This is a genomic window from Pseudomonas synxantha, assembly GCF_900105675.1.
Lineage (GTDB): Bacteria > Pseudomonadota > Gammaproteobacteria > Pseudomonadales > Pseudomonadaceae > Aquipseudomonas > Aquipseudomonas synxantha.
Window position 1 is genome coordinate 3,648,166 of the sequence record NZ_LT629786.1, and the last position, 18,527, is coordinate 3,666,692.

Consider the following 18,527-nt stretch of genomic DNA (forward strand, 5'->3'; position numbering starts at 1 on the left):
GCTCAGCGACGAGCGATCAGCCCTTGCCGGGCAATGCGCGTCAACTGACGGATCACCTCGTCGGCTTCGCCGGCGTTGGGCGCCTGGATGACCGCCAGATCGAAGCTGTTATTGGCAAAACGAGCCAAGGAATCGCCGTCTTCGACAAACTGAATCAGGAATGCCGAAGGCCGGCCGCTACGACGTGGCCAGCCGTCCAGGTAACGCAGCAGCGTTGGCTGGTGTTTACCACCCAGGAGTATTTTCGGGTTGCGCTGAGTCAGGGCTGCGGTGATCGGAGCCAGGCGTATGAGAGGGCGTAGTGCATTCATCGTGTCGTGTCTCTGCCTCAAAAGTCTGCGGGCAGGTGAGAGGCAACACCGAACCAGCGCTTTAGCGGTATTTCGAAGTGTTCCCTATGTGAGGGATCATACTTCTGTCGGGCTGCATTGAGTCCCAGTGGCGCCCCGCAATTAGCTGTTTAAATCGGCGCATGAGCAGCATCCTAGAGAAGCCGGTGGGGCAGTGTCAAGAATCCTGCGCAATGAAAAGGCCCGCACATGCGGGCCTTTTCCGTAGCTTGTGAAGCGATCAGTTAGCGATTGCGCGGTCGACCGAGAGCTTACCGGCGCCTTCCAGCAACACAGCCAGCGAGCCGCCGAGCAGGGCCAGCGCGAACTCATAACCGTTGTTGGCCATGAACAGACCGTTATGGATGTGCACCGAGAAAATCGCCACCAGGGTCAGGAAGGTCAAGCCCAGTGCCGCAGGACGCGCAAGCAAGCCGATGATCAACGCCAGCCCGGCGAAGAACTCGGTACCGCCCGACAACACCGCCATCAGGGTGCCCGGCGCCAGACCGATGCTTTCCATCCACTGTGCAGTACCGGCCAGGCCACCGCCGCCAAACCAGCCGAACAGCTTTTGCGAACCGTGGGCGGCAAAAATGATGCCGACGAAAATGCGCAGAATAGTCAGGCCGTAACCGGCGCGGGTGGACAGAAGACGGGTAATCATAGGGCTCATGTAATAAATCCTTTTCCAGGTAGGGGTTTGGTTGGCCGCTATATTAATCAGTTTAAGCAATGATAAAAGCCGAAAAATTGCCTAATCAATATCAATAAATTCGATTATTTGCGCGAGGCAATTTTCGGCGCTGGCGGTTCAAGGGACTCTCGCTCCCGATCGAACGCCAAGTAATACTTATTGACGCTATTAACATAGCTGACGCCGCCCATTCCAACCTGCTCCATGGCAATGCGTTCAACCTGGAAGAACCACTGGTTGGGGTTGAGCCCGCGGCGCTTGGCCTCGGTGCGCATGCCCTGTACGCGCTCCGGCCCCATATTGTACGCCGCCAGCACAAAGGCCATGCGCTCGCGCTCGTTGAGCTTGGGGCTGGAGAAAAACTTGCGGCGGATCATCGCCAGGTAACGCGCCCCGGCCTGCACGTTGCTGTCGAGACTCTCGATATTGTTCACCCCTACCCGCTGCGCCGCCGAAGGTGTGATCTGCATCAGGCCGGTCGGGCCGCCACTGTTGCGGGCGCCCGGGTCCAGGGACGATTCCTTGTACGCCAGTGCCGCCAGGTTCAACCAGTCCATGCCTTGCTCACGCGCATGTTTTTGCAGGACCGGGCGCAGTTTTTCCAGGCGTTGGCGGTCGGCGCGCGCAAGCGGATTGCGCACCTGATAGAGGCGTCGATAGATACGCTGGAACGCCACGTCCTGGTCGGAAGGCGTTCGATAGGTCTTGAGAAACCGATCAATGCTGGCACGCAGCATCGACGCGTCCTGGCGCACGAACCAGAACTCGTCGCCCGGTTCGCTGATCACGACCTGCTTGTCAAAGCGCAACTTGGGCAGGATTTTCGACCAGCGCTCGGCAATCGGCTTTTCAACGATAGTCAGGTGAAAGATCCCGGCCTGGACCATCTCCAGCACATCCTCTACCGCCAGGCTCGGATCGACCCATTCCACCTTCACGGGCGGGCGCTTGTGCAGGGCCAGTTTCTGATTGACCTGGCTGATGGCATCCGCCGCCGCACTGCCAGTGGTCAGCGTCAGTGTACGACCAGACAACTGCTCCAAGCGGGTGAACCGTCGCTCTCCCTTGACGCCGACCAGCCACAACGGCACGCCACTGGCAATCGGCTCGCTGGCACTGATCTTGTGTACGGCCTTCACATCCAGCAACTCACCGGGAGCCACCAAGTCGCCTTCGCCACGGGCCAACGCGCCGAGTAATTGGTCCTTGGCCTTGGGGATGATCTTGAGGTTGATTTCTTGCCCATCGCGAGCATGGCCGTTGAGGTATTGCTCGAAGGCGCGCAATCGATGGTATTCGACACCGATGGACTGGCCCTGCACTTCACCGGAACTGTTGCGGCTCTGGTTGACCAACACCCGCAGGGTGCGACTGGAACGAATTTGCGCCAGGTCACGCACCTTGCCGGGCTTGGTCACTTCCAGCGGCCCGTCCAGACGCGCGACCGCCGCCATGGGCAGCAGCAACGTCAGGCACAACACAAGCAACGCCGAGGGTCGGATCATCCGCTCTCCGGAAAGAATACTGGCCAGCGTCTTCGCGAATAACGAAGTGCTGGAGGTCAGAAACAGAGCGCTTTAAGCGCTGGCAAGGCGCGCAACGGCGGCACAGTGACGGGCAACAGCCCAACCACAATGTCGCTTGTGACGTTCAAAGACAGCGATAACGCGTTGTAGTTCTTGGTTTTTCTTATAAATCTACAGCTCTGATATGCTTTCCGGCCGCAGGCGGAGATAGCACCATGCAACTCATTGATATTGGCGTCAACCTGACCAACCCCAGTTTCGACGAGAGGCACCAGGCCGTTCTCGAGCGCGCCTACGCCGCCGACGTGCAGCAATTGGTGCTGACCGGCACCAGCATCGAGGGCAGCGAACAGGCGCTGGAGCTGTGTGTAAAGCTCGATGAAAGCGGCCAACGCCTGTTCAGTACTGCCGGTATCCACCCTCACTCCGCCAGCGATTGGAATGGCGACAGCGCCCGACGCCTGCGTGGCTTGCTCGGTGAAAGCCGGGTGCGGGCGGTGGGTGAATGCGGGCTGGATTTCAACCGGGATTTCTCCCCTCGCCCACAGCAGGAAAAAGTTCTAGAAGAACACCTGGCCCTGGCCAGCGAGCTGAAACTACCGGTATTTCTCCACGAACGCGACGCCAACCAACGCCTGCTGGAGATCCTCAAGGATTACCGCGACCACCTGCCCGCCGCAGTGGTGCATTGCTTCACCGGCGAACAAGCGGCGCTGTTCAGTTACCTGGACCTCGACCTGCATATTGGCATTACCGGCTGGATCTGCGATGAGCGCCGTGGGACGCACCTGCATCCACTGGTCAGGGAAATTCCCCGGGGCCGTCTGATGTTGGAAAGCGACGCTCCGTACCTGCTACCACGCACTCTGCGCCCCAAACCAAAGAATGGCCGCAATGAACCGGCGTACTTGCCTGAGGTATTGCGCGAGGTTGCCCTGCACCGCAACGAAACCATGCAAGACCTGGCAGCCCATAGCACCGCTTGCGCCCGCGCCTTTTTCGGCTTGCCTGCCGTGGAGTGATGCGGCCCATTGACCCACGTCAAAACTCATCTCCTGAGTAGCGGCACAATAATGGCACCTTGCCAATGCTGTTTCCGCTATCAGAGAAAACCTTCATGGGTGCCTGGATTAGCAATATCTCGCTCAAGTACAAGTTCTGGGCCGTCAATGCGGTCGCCTTCGTTACCACTCTGCTGTTGGTGCTGTACGCCGTGCAGCTTGAACAACAGGCGCGCAGCCATGCGTCCCAGGCATCGGCCCAGGCCCAGGGGCGATTGCTCAGCGCGTGGCCAGCCGACAAAGTCCTGCCCACCGGCGAGCATTGGCTAACCTATGCCCATGGGCAGAGCCCACAATTGGCCGACTTTGATCTGTCAGACTTGAGCACTGCCAGCGGTTGGGTCGAGCTCAATCACATGCCGTTGTTCGGCAAAAACCCACTGATAGGCGCCGAGGTGATCAGCCGCGCCGACGGTCAACACGTCGCCGTGCTGGCTTACGCGCCGAGCCTGAGCCAAGTGTTCAGTGAACGCTTCGCCAACTACGCCGTCGCCGTGGCCATCCTCATGCTGGCCATGCTCGGAGCCTCGCAGCTGTTGATTCGTTTCCTGCTCAGCCAACTCAACACCCTCAAGGACGTAATGCTGCACGTTGAAAAAACCGGTGACCTGTCGGCTCGCGTGCCGTTGGCCTGCAAGGATGAAGTCGGCCAGATGGCCAGTGCGTTCAACGCCATGCAAGCCGGCTACCAGCGCGTGGTCAATACCGTGGCACGCACCGCCCGGCAACTGGATGACGGCGCCGCCCGCTTGGCCAGCAGCATGAACGAGGTACAGCACGGCATGCTCGGCCAGCAGAGCGAAACCGACCAGGCCGCCACCGCCATCAATGAGATGACCGCCACTGTCCACCATATCGCCCAGCACGCTGGCGCCACCCGCGACTTGTCCCAGACCGCCGATACCCTAGCCGGCAGCGGCCAGGACGTGGTCACCCGGGTACAGCGTTCAATTGCCGGGCTGTCCACTGGCGTGCAACAAACCGCCGAGATGATCCAGAAACTCGCCGAAGACAGTCAGAAAATCAACGGCGTGGTCGGGGTGATCCACAGCATCGCCGAACAGACCAACCTGCTCGCCCTCAACGCCGCCATCGAAGCCGCCCGCGCCGGAGATATGGGCCGAGGGTTTGCAGTGGTCGCCGACGAGGTGCGTAGCCTGGCCAAGCGCGTGCAAAACTCCACCGACGAAATCACCCGCATGGTCTCGGCGCTGCAGGCCGGCACCCGCGATGCGGTGGACTTCATGCAGGAAAGCTCATTCAAGGCTGACGACTGTGTGCAACAAGCCCTGGAAGCCGGCGCCGCACTGGCTGAAATCACCGGTGCCGTGGCACAGATGCGCGAGAGCAACACCCAGATTGCCGTGGCCGCCGAGCAGCAAAGCCACGTCGCCGAAGAGATGAACCGCGCCGTGGTAAGCATTCGCGATGTGACCGAAAACACCGTCCAGCAGACCGTGGCGTCGGCGACTACCAGCAACGAACTGGCGACATTGGCTGGGGAGTTGAGCAAGGCGATTGGGCAACTGAAGCTGTAAGCCTTTTTCACCTGTAATCCGATTCCTACCGCCAAGTCTCGGTTTACCTGAAGTTAAGGCGAAACTTCCTCGCCACCCCCGCGAATAACGCCGACTTCTTTTACCTAAGAACCCCTGCAAAGTCCCTCGCCTGATCAAACAGTGCGAGGGATTGCAGATGTTTTTTTTCGTTACAGTCCTGGTTGACAGGACTGGCTCTTGATTCCGGTGATCGCTGGCTTTGTGCTGGCGCCCATGGATCCCAAGGCCCCGGACGTCAGTCGCGTTTTAGCCGATTTTCGCACCTGCCTGAACACCTTCGATGAGTGGGCCGCCAGCCTGTTGAGTGGCTCGGCACTGACTGTGGAGCAGGTGTTCAAGGTTGGGGAAGACGTCGCACTGGTCGCGCCGGCTTCTTCCGATAAACCCAGCCGTACCGTCGCTCAATGCAAAGCCCAGGGTGGGTTGACCCTGGTGCATCTGTTTGAAAGTACCCGGTTTGTACCCATCGGCAACACCCAAGTGGAACTGCAAGCCCTGGCTCGAGATGGCAGCCCAGTCGGCGCGCCGCTTCATCGGACCATCGGCCCCAGCGGCATCCTCGAAGTCAACGACTGTACCCGCGACCAGCAATACCAAATTACCTTTTACCCCAATGTCTCCAAGGATCACGTCAAGGCGCTGTATGCCTCCTACACGTCAGTGATTGCCGGGTTGGAAGCTGATCTGCGTAAACAGTGGGACGAGCATTTCCAGCTTCAATGGGCCGACTTTGTCAAAGCGCCAGCCTATCAACGCAGTGGTATGCAGGGCATGGCCTTTGCTACCGGGCTCGGCAAGGCGCTCTACAACCTGTGGGACAACATCACCGAGCTGTATGACCTGCTCGCGAACGTCAAATCCAACAGCGAAAAGTTGCTGAAGTACCTCTCCCAGGCCGAGCTGGATGCGCTGCTCGCGCTGGGCAAAGACACGTTGGCCAAGGGATTGCTGGTGCTCAGCGATGAGCCGCTGTTGTTTATCTACGTGGCAGCGGTGGTGGCCTGGATACGGATGCTGCCGCCGCCCGAAATGTACGAGCTGCTGGGTGAAATCACCGGCGAAGTGTTGATCAATTTGCTGCTGATCTGGGCGACGCGGGGTATTGGCGTACAGCTGCGGCTGGGTGCGCAGGTGCTGAGTGGCGTCAAGTCCGGGCGGGTGCGGGCGCTGTTGGAGTTGCTGGCCAAGCAGGTGGCGGGGCCGCGGTTGGACACGCATGTTGAGGCCGCCAAGCCTGTGTTGCTTAGCAGTTCGGCGACACCGGTCAAGGCCGTGCCGGTGGTGCCGTTGAAGGCCGGCGACACGCTGGTTTCGAACTCGGTGCCGGTGGTTCGCAACAAGACTCGGCAGACGGTATTGGTCCGGCAGGAGCATGTGGATGATGCGCCTGCCGTGGCTTCCAATCCGAAGGGAGATGCGGCGGCGCCAGCGGACAAGACGGTCACCAACGGCTGCCCGGTGTCGATGGTCACCGGGGAGGAATTGCTTACCCTTACCGATGGTGCGCTGGACGGGATCTTGCCGTTTGAGTGGGCGCGGCTGTATCGCACCAGTGCGGTGGATGTGGATTGCGGTTTGGGGTTTGGCTGGAGTCATGCGCTGGCGCACAGGCTTTGTGTGTCGGGCGATTCGGTGGTGTGGACGGACCATGAGAATCGCTCGACTACCCTGCCCTTGCCCACGGCTGCTCGACCGGCGATCACCAACAGCCTGGCCGAAGCGGCGATCTACCTGGGCTCGGCGCCTGATGAACTGGTGCTGGCTCAGGCGTCACGGTTCTATCACTTTCGCGACGGTGTGCTGACGGCGATCAGTGATGCGTATGACAACCGCCTGCGCATTTGCCGTGATCATTCCGGGCGAATTGAGCGGTTGGATAACGGCGCTGGTCGCTCACTGTTGCTGCGCTATGAGCTGGATCGCATCGTCGCGGTGGATTACCAGGTTCATCGCGCCAAAGACCGTGGGCCCTACGTCTGGGAGACCGAGCAGAACGTCGTTTCCTACGCCTATGACGAAGACGGACGACTGGTTTGCGCGACCAATGCCGTCGGGGAAAGCGAGCGTTATCGGTACGACGATCAGCACGTCATTGTCGAGCGGCAGTTGGCCGGTGGGGCGAGTTTCTTCTGGGCGTGGGAAGGCTCTGGCAAGGCGGCGCGTTGCGTCCGGCATTGGGCGAGTTTTTCGCAGATGGACACGCGTTATGCCTGGGGGGATGACGGCCGTGTCACCGTGCACAACGCCGATGGTAGCCAGGAAGTGTATGTCCACGATGAACGGGCGCGGTTGGTACAACGCATCGATCCGGATGGCGCCCAACATTTCAAATCCTACGATAAAAAAGGCCGACTGACCGTCGAGCAAGATCCGCTGGGGGCGGTGACCGCCTATCAGTACGACGAAGCCGGACGCTTGGTGGCGTTGTTTCCGGGGGATGACGAGCCAACGTCCTACGAGCATGACAGCGGTTTCGTACGGGTTGTCAGGCGTGGCGAGGCGGTCTGGAAATATGAGCGTAATGACCGGGGCGATGTTACGCGCAGGACCGATCCTGACGGGCAGGTCACGGACTACAGCTACAACAAACGTGGGCAACTGACCGGGGTTTGGTATCCCGATCACAGCTGTCATCGGCTGGTATGGAACGAACGTGGGCAGTTGCTTGAGGAGCAATTGCCCACTGGCGGGATCAAGCGTTATCGCTATGACGATCTAGGGCGGCAGGTTGCGCGTGAGGATGAGCATGGCGCGCAGACTCTTTATGAATGGGACGCCGTAGGACGTCTGCTGAAACTGACCCAGCCCGGCGGCGCTTGCCGGGAATTGAGCTACAACCCCTACGGCAAAATCATCGCCGAGCGCGATGAACTCGGCCACGTCACCCGCTACGAATACGAAGGCGGCCTGCACCTGATCAGTCGCCGCATCAATGCCGACGGCACCCAGGTCCACTACCGCTACGACAACGCCCGGCTGTTGCTCACCGAGATCGAAAACGAAGTCGGCGAAACCTACCAGCTCACCTATCACCCCAACGGCCTGCTCCAACAGGAAACCGGCTTCGACGGCCAGCGCACCGCCTACGCCTACGACCTCAACGGCAACCTGCAGGAAAAGACCGAATACGGCGACGACGGCAGTCAGCTCACTACCCGTTATGAGCGCGACCACGCCGGGCGCCTCGTCCGAAAAACCCTGCCCGATAACAGCGTGGTCGATTACACCTACGACCGCCAAGGCAACCTTCTCAGCGTCGAAGACGGCCACTGGGCGCTGGCCTACGAATACGACCAGCAAAACCGCCTCGTCGCCGAGCACCAAGGCTGGGGCACCTTGCGCTACGGCTACGACGCCTGCGGCCAGCTGAAAAACCTGCGCCTGCCGGACAATAACCGCCTCACTTTCAACCACGACAAAGGCGGCCACCTCGCCACCGTCGAGCTCAACGACGAAGTGCTCACATCGCATCTCTTCCGTGCCGGCCGCGAACACCAACGCCAACAAGGCCAGCTCCTCAGCCACTACCACTACGACGACCAGAATCGTCTGCACGCCCACGCCATCACCCAACAACAAAACCACCGCTACCAGCGCCAGTACGACTACGACAAATCCGGCAACCTCATCCGCCTGCTCGACACGCGCAAAGGCGAACACCGCTACCACTACGACCCCCTCGCCCGCCTGACCCGCGCCGACCATTCCCAAGACGTCCAGGAACGCTTCGCCCACAACCCGGCGGGCAACCTGCTCATGCAAGACCGCCCCGGCCCGGACATCGTCGCGGCGAACCGCCTGGTGATTCAGGGTGACCGTCACTACGACTACGACGCCTTCGGCAACCTCATCCGCGAACGACGCGGTAAGGGCAAGCAGCTCGTCACTGAATATGGTTACGACTGCCAGCATCGGCTGATCAGCGTGACGAAGCCCAACGGCGAAACCGCCAGTTACCGCTATGACCCCTTTGGGCGGCGCATCAGCAAGACCGTGGACGGCAAGACCACCGAGTTTTTCTGGCAAGGCGACAAGCTGATTGCCGAGCATCATGCGGACCGACACCGCAGCTACATCTACGAGCCCGGCAGCTTCCGCCCCCTGGCACTGCTGGAAGGCTTCGGCCCAAAAGCCACAACGCCCTACCACTACCAGCTCGACCACCTCGGCACACCGCAGGAACTCACCACGCCCGAAGGCGAAATCGTCTGGTCCGCCCACTATCGAGCCTACGGCCAGATCGCCCGGCTCGACGTAGGCAAGATCGACAATCCACTGCGTTTTCAGGGGCAGTACTTCGATCAGGAAAGCGGACTGCACTACAACCGCCATCGCTACTACAATCCGGATATTGGTCGCTACCTCACACCAGACCCAGTGAAGTTGGCGGGTGGGGTCAACGCTTACCGATACGCGCCAAATCCGACAGGCTGGATAGACCCGTTGGGGTTGAACTCGTGTCCTGGCGGGGATGGCTGCAAACCAACTCATAGTGTCGATGATTCGACAAAACACGCGAAAGCTAACAATGGCGAGCCAACGCTGCCCGCACCAGCATCAACGCCAGAGAAAACGGTTCGGGTTAGGCACTACACAAATAGGAAAGGATCGAAAGGAATTGAAAAAGATGGCGTGATATTGGCTCAAGATAACAATAGAGTGTATCTCGAGCCTGCGAAAAACAAGGTACTTAGTCCTGTCGACGCCCAAGATAAATACCAAATTGCAAAAGGCAAGGGTCGAGACTACATTGAGATGGATGTACCTGAATCAAGATTAGAATGGGTGAAAAACCCTAGGTATAACGTCATGGAGCTAACCGTAAGAGGGAATTTAGAAACAAATAACCCTACATTCACGAGAAGAAAGTAATGCTAGAGAAAAACAAAGAAATAATACTTACAGGCGAGGAAGCGCTTGAAGCCTTGAAAGAAATTGAATTCATATTGATATCTCTTCACAAAATGGGCAGCTTTTATGCTGACAAACCTGGCGCAGTGGAAGAATATAGAAGAATAACTACTGACTTCATCGACAACTGCGAGGTCACCAAGCGTCTTGCAAGGGTTCGCACGATAATTTCTCATCATTTTGACGATTCTATCGGCGACGATGATATGGATGACATGGAAAGACATTTACTAGACTTGAAATTCTGGAAACCAGCTTCAACAGAAAAAACTCATTCCAACACAGGAAAATTCTCTTTTTCGGATGGAGTCATCGATCAACTGACCGCTAAACGAGATGAGCTATTAATGGTCTTTACGGACCAGCAAGAACAAACCTTCTTAATTACCTTCCACAAATTAATTTCCTTTCATAGATTAAGCTCAGCGGGTAGTAAAGTATGCGATATGCATGAGGAAAAGACCTCTACTCTTTCGCAGGAGAACGTGTGCATTGACCCAAATGAGGCAATTACAACTTACTGCTTCAAGTCTGGCAATGGTGAGACTGTTCTTGCAGTCATTGCAAGCGGTTACAGCGTTGAACGCATATGACAAAAGTAGGCACGTTTCAGAAATACTCAGAACGGCACCTCTGGTCTTTGAATCTAACCCGACAATGACCGAAACTCCCCTGCAGATCTATTGACATAAAATCTTAAAAAATGAAAAACTGGAATGACCTTGATGGCTCTATCTTTTTCAACAAAGTGTTCAGTCAGCCTATTGAAATCGGAAAAGCCTACATCCACTCGTTAAATATAGAAAATGATCAGAATGATTTTGGTATCGGCTTTGACATACCAGATTTTCCTGACCGGCTGCCGGAAAAATGGAAAGACAAAGGATACAACACATGCAGAATTGGATTGTCTTGTTCCAACATCACCGACTTAAAAATAACAAACCTTCCTCTCAGGGAAATTTTCACCATAGAAATAATGAAAGCGAGCGAGCACTTCTTTTTCACAGCAAAATCGAAAAATGCACTTGTTGAATTCAAGGCTAAATGGCTATCCCTATCTGGACCGTCAGTCTATATAAATTGCCCTGAACCAGGAGATGTCAACTGGTCAGACGATAACCTATAAAAATGATGAGTTTATTTACGGGACCGCAACTATGAGGGCGATAGCAAAGGCTAATTCGCCCCACTATCCAGCCCAGCCTACACTCCTTCCAAGTTGTTTCAACGGACAGAGGATTCACCATCATGGGCAAACGTTACCCCAATCTCCCCGCCTGGCAATGGCGTCACTACCCACAAAACCATCAACACCCGACCAACCTGGCGTTGCACCTGATTGCCGTGCCGCTGTTTATCGTCGGCTTTCTGCTGATCGTTTCGGGGGTATTCAGCCTGAGTCTGGCCAGCTTCGCCGTCGGCGTGGTTGGCATCGTGGCGGGCCTGGCGTTGCAGCGTCATGGTCATAGCCTGGAGGCCCAGGCCAGTGAGCCGTTCAGTGACCGTAAAGACGCGGTGCAACGGCTGGTGGTCGAGCAGTTCGTGACCTTCCCGCGCTTTGTGTTGAGCGGTGGCTGGTGGCGCGCCTGGCGGCAGCGCCACCGGCACTGAGGCTCAGGCGAACACCACCACGGTCTGGCGACTGAGGGCGATCAACTCGCCGGTCGGGCTCCACAGCGCAGCGGCCGCATGGCCGTAGCCGTCGCGGGCATGTTCGATGTTGACGTGGTATTGGCACCAATCGAGGGTGGTCAGGTCTTGCAGCGGCTGGATGAACTCGATGGTCCAGGTCAGGGTGCTGCCTGGCGCAGGCTTTTTCAGGTGTGGCAGCAGGGCCGGCGGCCAGGCGTCGACCAGGGCGAGGATGTGCGCCTCGGTCAGTGGCTCTTCTTTCACATCCCCGCGCAACCGCACCCAACCGCCCATGTCGCGGGATTTGTTACCGGTGAACGGCAGGCCGCCGACACTCCAGCGCATCGCCAGATGGCGCATGAATTCGGGGGTGACGCCCTTAATGTAGGGCAACTCCTGACACTCATCCCAATGTTTGAATACCGGCGGCGCTTCGCTCGCCACGTCAATTTCCGACGCTCGAGACGCGCCAAAGCTGGCCTGGACCAGGGTCGCCACTTCGCCGTTCTGCACCACGCGGCCGAGCAACTGGCTGACGGCCTTGCCTTCGCGCAACACTTCGACTTGATAACTGGCGGGCACATCCGGCGCTACCGGGCCGACAAAGGTGATGGCCAGGGAGCGCAGGGGGCGATCCGCCGGCACTTGGGCGCGCAAGGCCTCATATTGCAGGGCGGCGACCAGGCCGCCAAAGGTGGCACGGCCCTGGGCCCATTCGGCCGGGATGGTGACATCCAGCGGGTTGCTACGGGCAGCATCGAGCAAATCACTAAAGCGCATGGCGACCTCACATCAAGTAAATCGATGGAGGGATCTTAACCATCGAATCCGGCAGGTACAGCGCCTATTCCGGCCAAAAACCGGACCACTTCAAAAACAATCAGCGCTGAGTTTGTCCAGCACACGATCAGCGCGACCTTGCGCCTTGAGCATGGTGCGCTGCCACACCGCTACACAGGGTTGCAGATCCGACTGGTGCCCGGCCTGGGCCAGCCATTGCCAGCAGTCATGCCAGTCACCCAGTGCACCCTGAGCCTTCTTCAACCGCGACATGGCGTTGGCAGGCAACTTGTCCAGCTCGGGATAAGCCTCGGCGGCGTAACGCACGCGCTTGATCAGCAACCGCAGGCGGTGGCGATCATGCTCGGGATCCTTCAGCGCTTCATCGAGTTTCTGCCATTGCTTGGCCAGGCGCTTCTCGATGCGCGGGCGCAGGCCCTTGAGCAGTTTCTGGTGCTGGGCCGCGCGGATAAATCGGGGGAAGGCATCCAGAATCAGCAACAGATGCGCCAGCTCCGGGCTCTGCGCCACCTGGCGATAGGTCTCAGGTTGCAGGCGCAGGCGCCGATCAGCCGCGTCGTGATATCCGTGCTGATGCAAATACGCCGCCAGGACCTCTCGGTCGCGTAGCGGCGTGGTCAGTTGACCCACCGTCTTGGCGGCCAACTCGAGTTGCTCGACACCTGGCAGGCCGCGCAACGGACGCAACAGGCTGCGCAGGCGGCGCACGGTGGTGCGCAAATCATGCAGGGCTTCATCGTCGGTGACGGCGGCGAGGCGAGCCTGGCAGCTCAGTAACCCTACTTCCAAGCCAATGACCTGAGCGACTAACTGATTGACCAAGGCTGACATCCTGCCCTCACTTTGCGATGAATAATCCTACTCGCTACAGGTCAACGCCCGGCGCGAGACTCTCGAATATAGAACCGCGCCTTTTCGGCTTTGTTGGAGCAGCCTTCAAACGCTTCGAATTGCTGCTGGGTCTTGGCGCCGGTCAACAGCGACAGGGCCTTGGAATAACTGACGGTGCCGGCGAAACCTTCAGCCTTGGCCAGGTCGAGTTCTTTCCAGGCGGCGTCCAATTGCGAGCCGCAGCTGTCGCGGTAGGCAGTTTTGCCGGCACAACCGGCCAAAGCCAGCACGATCACAGGCACACACATCCAGGCTTTCATTGATGACACCTCAAAATAAGCAAAATCATTCGTAGCCTGTAGACGTTGCCCACAGGAAAAAGTGCCTTGTCCCTAGCCTGAAATCGGTAGTACCTATTGCCAGAGCATACCCGAGCACAAGGGTTATCCTCGAAAAATATCGCAGGCCCAACCGAAGATTGAAGGCGCCCCCCCGATGGGTGCATTGTGGGCACCTGTTTTTCGAAGGATCTGGTCATGAAAAAACGTGTTGCCTTAGTGCTGGGCTCCGGGGGAGCCAGGGGCTACGCCCATATCGGGGTGATCGAAGAAATCGAACGACGCGGCTATGACATCGCCTGTATCGCCGGCTGTTCCATGGGCGCCGTGGTAGGTGGAATCTACGCCGCCGGCAAGCTCGACGAGTACCGCAACTGGATCGAAAGCCTGGACTACCTCGACGTGCTGCGCCTGGTGGATGTGAGCTTTCGCCTGGGCGCAATACGCGGTGAGAAAGTATTCGGGCAAATCCGCAAGATCGTCGGCGAGATCAATATCGAAGAACTGCGCATCCCCTACACCGCCGTTGCCACCGACCTTACCAACCAGCAGGAAATCTGGTTCCAGGAGGGCTGCCTGCACCAGGCCATGCGCGCATCGGCAGCGATCCCCAGCCTGTTCACCCCGGTGATGCAAGGCAACCGCATGCTGGTGGACGGTGGCCTGCTCAACCCGTTGCCCATCGTGCCGGTGGTGTCGAGCCACTGCGACTTGATCATCGCGGTCAACCTCAATGCCACCAACCAGAAGCATTACCAGCTACCGGTGATCCCACGTCCGCCAGCGTTCAAGAGCCGCTTCAACAGCCTGGCGCAATCGCTGGGTTCGCACCTGCCGTTTCGCCGCAAGCAAGCCGAGCAGTTGATGAAGCTCGAGCAGGAGGCCTTGCAGGCCCAGGCAGCGGAGATCAACCCATGGTTGGAGTCAGCCGAACCCGAATCCCAGCAACCCGCCGCCGCGCCGGAGAAAGCCGGCGCACCGAAGTCGGCGACGGGTTCGTTCATCATCGATAACGTCGGGCCTGCGTCGCTGCTGGACCTGATCAACCAGAGTTTCGAGGTGATGCAGACGTCATTGGCGCAATACAAGATCGCCGGGTATCCGCCCGATATCCTGATCAACGTGCCGAAGCGGGTGTGTCGATTTTTCGAGTTCTACAAGGCGCCGGAGCTGATCGCCCTGGGGCGGGAGATTGCCAGGGATACGCTGGATCGGTATGAGAGTGAGCAGCCCTGAAATTCTGGGTGTTGTTGATGGCCTCATCGGGGGCAAGCCCCTCCCACACTTTGAATGTATTCACAGATCGAAATGTGGGAGGGGCGGTGCGACGACTCGACTTGCCCCCGATGAGGCCTGTTCAGGCAGCGGTGAACTCAAGTACCCAGCAGTCGGTACCCCACCCCCGCCTCAGTCACGATAAACCGTGGCTGGGTCGGGTCATCCGCGAGTTTCTGGCGCAGGTGCCCCACCACGATACGCAGGTAGTGGCTGTCCTCGGTATGGGTCGGCCCCCAGATGTCCTTGAGCAACTGCTGTTGGGTAATCACTCGCCCAGGATGACGTGCCAGTTGCGCGAGCACCGCATATTCCTTGCGGGTCAGCGCCACTTCGGCACCGTCCAGCAGCACGCGGCGATAGGCCAGGTCCACCGTCAGCGGGCCAAAATTCAAGGCGGCTTCCTGGGCATCTCCCGCCGGCGCCTGGCGCAACAACGCACGCACACGGGCGAGAAATTCCTGGATGCCGAAGGGCTTGGTCACATAGTCATTGGCGCCACCGTCAAGGGCCTCGACCTTCTGACCTTCGCTGGCGCGTACCGACAGCACCAGCACCGGCACTGTCGACCACTCGCGAAACTCGCGCAGCACTTGCTGGCCGTCCATGTCTGGCAAGCCCAGGTCGAGCACCAGCAAGTCCGGTTTGCTCAGGGCCGCCTGGGCCAGGCCTTCGTTGCCGGTGCCGGCCTCGATCACCTTATAGCCCTGGGAGGCCAGGCTGATACGCAGGAATTTGCGGATCTGCGGTTCGTCATCAATGACGAGAATCGTCGCGGTCTGGCTCATGGTGTCCGTCAAAATCCGTTAAAAAATCACCCCATTCCGGAGCCATTCAGAGGTCAGTGTCCAAGCCAGGTTGAGATTGTAGCGGCAGAAACAACGTGATGCAGGTACCCCGACCTTCAATGCCATCGGCCACGCTGATATGCCCGCCATGCGCGCCGATCATGCCCTGGCAGATCGCCAGGCCGAGGCCGGTGCCCTGCCCGCCCCGGTCGCCGCGGGCAGCGGTGTAGAACATGTCGAAGATCTTCGTACGCTCATCCTCGGGAATCCCCGGGCCCTCATCGGCCACGGCAAAAAACAGCTGGTGGTCGGCCACGCCCGCGCTCAACTGCAAGCGACCCTGGGGTGGCGAAAAACGTGCGGCGTTCTCCAGCACATTGACCAATGCCTGTTCGATCAACGCTGCATGCACATACAACAACGGCAGTTCCGGCGGCACATCGGTATGCACCTGCAAGGGTGCCAGCACCGCGCGCAGGCGTGCGAGGGCGCTGCCGACGATATCGCCGGGCGACACCCAATCGCGCGCCAGTTTCAGCGCGCCGTGGCCCAGGCGCGTCATGTCCAGCAGGTTCTGGATATAACGATCCAGACGCTCGGCTTCGTCACGGGTACCCTCGAGCAACTCGCGGCGATCCTCCAGGGGAATGGCCTCACCGAGGGCCAGCAGGCTGTCGATGCTGCCGCGCATGGAGGTCAACGGCGTGCGCAAATCATGGGACACTGAAGCAAGCAAAGCGCTGCGCAGTTGTTCGGTTTCCCCGTGCAGGCGCGCCGATTCCAACTCCTGCCCCAACTGCGCCCGCGCCAGCGCCTGGGCCAGCGGCTGGCTCAATGCGGTAAGCAAACGCCGGCGCTGGCCACTCAACTCCAGGCCCGGCTTGGCACTGACACCGAGCAAGCCCAACGGCCCCTCTTCACCCGACAGCGGCCACCACCACCAACGCCCAAACGGCAAGGTGCCGGTGCCCATGCCCGCGGGCTGGTCATGCTGCCAGGCCCAATCGGCGGCAGCGCGCTCGGCTTCGCTGAGGGTCAACGGGCCACCGGTCTCGACCTTCCAGCCGCCTTGGCCGTCGCGATTGACCAGGCACAGGTCAAGGTCGCTCCAACCTTGCAGATGATGGGCAGCGGCACTGATCACCGCCTGGCGATCGGTGGCGGCGGTGAGCTTGCGCGACAGGTCGAGCAGCTCGCTGGTTTCCTCCTGAGTATCGCGCAACGCCTGCAACTGGCGCCGCTGACGTGCCGCAAGGTTACCGGTCAAGGCCGCCATCAGCAGGAAGAACAACAGGGTCAGCACATCCTCTTCGCGCTGGATGGCGAAGGAAAAGTTTGGCGGGATAAACAGAAAGTCGTAAGTCATGAACGACAGTGCCGCGCACATCAGGGACGGCCCCAGGCTGCTGCGCACCGCCACCAGCAGCACGGCAGCGAGAAACACCAGCGAGATATTCGGCAGAGGCAATAGGCTGGATACGGCCCAGGCCACAGCAGTAGCGACCACCGTGGCAACCACGGCCAAGGCGTAATCGAACCACACCAACCCGCGCACATCGGGCAGGCGCGGCGGTGCAGGCATGTCATCGCGGTCGAGGACGTTGATTTCCAAGCCTCTGGCATTGCGCAACAGGCGCGCCGCCAAACCGCCACCGAACAAGCGCCGCCGCCAGCGCATGCGCGACTGCCCCACCAGCAACAAGCTGGCGCGGCGTTCGGCAGCATGCTGAATCAGCGTCTTGGCCACTTCCCCGGCACGCAGCAATACCACTTCCCCGCCCAACCGCTCCGCCAGTTGCTGGGCGTTCTGCAGGCGCAGGCGCGATTGCTCGTCCCGCGCCCGGCCGTTATCGACATGCACCAGACTCCAGGGCAAATGCCGACGCTGGGCCACCCGGCTGGCATGACGCACCAGGCGTTCGGCTTGTGCATCGCCATCTACACCGACCAGCAAACGCCCGCGGACTGCCGGCGCGGCCTGGCCAAGTTGACGGTAGCCCTGGGCCAGGTCGTCATCGACGTGGGCGGCGGCGGTTTGCATGGCCAGCTCGCGCAGGGCCATGAGGTTGGTCTGGGTAAAAAACGCATCGATGGCCGCGCGCGCCTGCTCCGGTACGTACACCTTGCCGTCACGCAGGCGCTCCAGCAACTCGCGGGATGGCAGGTCGATCAGCAGCAGTTCGTCAGCCTCTTGCAGCACCCAGTCAGGCAGGGTTTCACGTACTTGCACGCCGGTGATGCCACGCACCTGGTCATTGAGGCTTTCCAGGTGCTGGACGTTGACCGTAGTGAACACGTTGATGCCGGCGGCGAGCAGTTCCTGAATGTCTTGCCAGCGCTTTTCATGACGGCTGCCGGGGGCATTGCTGTGGGCCAGTTCGTCCACCAGCACCAGTTTGGGCTTGGCGGCGAGCAGGCCGTCGAGGTCCATTTCTTCAAGCATTACGCCACGGTACTCGCTTCGTAACAGCGGTTGCTGCGGCAGGCCGCTGAGCAAGGCTTCGGTCTCGGCGCGGCCGTGGGTTTCGACCACACCGGCAATCAGGCTTACGCCTTGGCGCATCTGGGTGTGGGCCGCCTGGAGCATGGCGTAGGTCTTGCCCACGCCGGGCGCGGCGCCGAGGAAGACTTTGAGCCGGCCACGGCCGTTACGGGGCAGATCGGCTAACAGGGCGTCGGCGCGGCCGGAGTCGCTCATGCGGGTTCCTTCAGGCAGGTATTTTCAGGTCAATGAAGATCAACTGTGGGAGGGGGCTTGCTCCCGATAGCGGTGTAT

General features: G+C 59.5%; 15 protein-coding genes. 7 read left to right on the forward strand and 8 right to left on the reverse strand.

The window, feature by feature from the left end; all coding sequences use genetic code 11:
- Positions 1-2: 2 nt before the first annotated feature.
- From BLU48_RS16920 to BLU48_RS16930, 3 genes are all read right to left on the reverse strand, one after another.
- Complete coding sequence (locus tag BLU48_RS16920; protein WP_057022169.1) at positions 3-311, reverse strand: hypothetical protein; 309 nt, start codon at positions 309-311, stop codon at positions 3-5.
- A 259-nt stretch (positions 312-570) separates the two neighbouring features.
- On the reverse strand, positions 571-1,005 hold the full coding sequence (locus tag BLU48_RS16925) for a DoxX family protein (RefSeq protein ID WP_057022168.1): 435 nt from the start codon (positions 1,003-1,005) through the stop codon (positions 571-573).
- 104 nt (positions 1,006-1,109) lie between these two features.
- Positions 1,110-2,531, reverse strand: coding sequence for an MltF family protein (locus BLU48_RS16930; protein WP_057022167.1), 1,422 nt, complete (start codon positions 2,529-2,531; stop codon positions 1,110-1,112).
- 236 nt (positions 2,532-2,767) lie between these two features.
- Between BLU48_RS16930 and BLU48_RS16935 the strand changes: the two genes are divergently transcribed.
- The 6 genes from BLU48_RS16935 to BLU48_RS16960 all read left to right on the forward strand — a co-directional run bounded on the left by BLU48_RS16935 (position 2,768) and on the right by BLU48_RS16960 (position 11,697).
- Complete coding sequence (locus BLU48_RS16935) at positions 2,768-3,574, forward strand: TatD family hydrolase (RefSeq protein WP_057022166.1); 807 nt, start codon at positions 2,768-2,770, stop codon at positions 3,572-3,574.
- 95 nt (positions 3,575-3,669) lie between these two features.
- A complete protein-coding gene (locus tag BLU48_RS16940) occupies positions 3,670-5,151 on the forward strand; it encodes a methyl-accepting chemotaxis protein (protein WP_057022241.1) in 1,482 nt (493 codons plus the stop codon).
- A gap of 198 nt (positions 5,152-5,349) precedes the next feature.
- Positions 5,350-10,044 (forward strand): RHS repeat-associated core domain-containing protein, encoded by a 4,695-nt coding sequence (locus BLU48_RS16945; RefSeq protein ID WP_082636621.1) that lies wholly within the window; start codon positions 5,350-5,352, stop codon positions 10,042-10,044.
- Entirely contained in the window at positions 10,044-10,676 is a 633-nt protein-coding gene (locus BLU48_RS32330; protein WP_057022165.1) for a hypothetical protein, read from the forward strand. Before BLU48_RS16945 ends, BLU48_RS32330 begins: the two co-directional genes overlap by 1 nt.
- A gap of 110 nt (positions 10,677-10,786) precedes the next feature.
- The gene (locus tag BLU48_RS16955; RefSeq protein WP_057022164.1) at positions 10,787-11,212 is read left to right on the forward strand and encodes an Imm50 family immunity protein; all 426 of its coding nucleotides are present in this window, start codon (positions 10,787-10,789) and stop codon (positions 11,210-11,212) included.
- 122 nt (positions 11,213-11,334) lie between these two features.
- Positions 11,335-11,697 (forward strand): Mpo1-like protein, encoded by a 363-nt coding sequence (locus BLU48_RS16960; RefSeq protein WP_057022163.1) that lies wholly within the window; start codon positions 11,335-11,337, stop codon positions 11,695-11,697.
- Positions 11,698-11,700: 3 nt separating this feature from the next.
- Here BLU48_RS16960 and BLU48_RS16965 read toward each other — a convergent pair whose 3' ends face one another.
- The 3 genes from BLU48_RS16965 to BLU48_RS16975 form a co-directional block, all read right to left on the reverse strand.
- Entirely contained in the window at positions 11,701-12,498 is a 798-nt protein-coding gene (locus BLU48_RS16965) for an acyl-CoA thioesterase (RefSeq protein ID WP_056846423.1), read from the reverse strand.
- Positions 12,499-12,588: 90 nt separating this feature from the next.
- On the reverse strand, positions 12,589-13,350 hold the full coding sequence (locus BLU48_RS16970; RefSeq protein ID WP_057022162.1) for a CHAD domain-containing protein: 762 nt from the start codon (positions 13,348-13,350) through the stop codon (positions 12,589-12,591).
- Between the two features lie 41 nt (positions 13,351-13,391).
- On the reverse strand, positions 13,392-13,670 hold the full coding sequence (locus BLU48_RS16975) for a hypothetical protein (protein WP_012722962.1): 279 nt from the start codon (positions 13,668-13,670) through the stop codon (positions 13,392-13,394).
- Between the two features lie 216 nt (positions 13,671-13,886).
- Here BLU48_RS16975 and BLU48_RS16980 point away from each other — a divergent pair, with 216 nt between their 5' ends.
- Positions 13,887-14,924, forward strand: a complete 1,038-nt coding sequence (locus BLU48_RS16980; RefSeq protein ID WP_057022161.1) for a patatin-like phospholipase family protein — start codon at positions 13,887-13,889, stop codon at positions 14,922-14,924.
- Between the two features lie 137 nt (positions 14,925-15,061).
- Here the strand turns inward: BLU48_RS16980 and BLU48_RS16985 are convergent, their stop codons facing one another.
- Both BLU48_RS16985 and BLU48_RS16990 read right to left on the reverse strand, forming a co-directional pair.
- Positions 15,062-15,751 carry a response regulator gene (locus BLU48_RS16985; protein WP_057022160.1) on the reverse strand — a complete coding sequence of 230 codons (690 nt, stop codon included), beginning with the start codon at positions 15,749-15,751 and terminating at the stop codon, positions 15,062-15,064.
- Positions 15,752-15,797: 46 nt separating this feature from the next.
- Positions 15,798-18,449 (reverse strand): sensor histidine kinase, encoded by a 2,652-nt coding sequence (locus BLU48_RS16990; RefSeq protein ID WP_057022159.1) that lies wholly within the window; start codon positions 18,447-18,449, stop codon positions 15,798-15,800.
- Positions 18,450-18,527 lie beyond the last annotated feature (78 nt).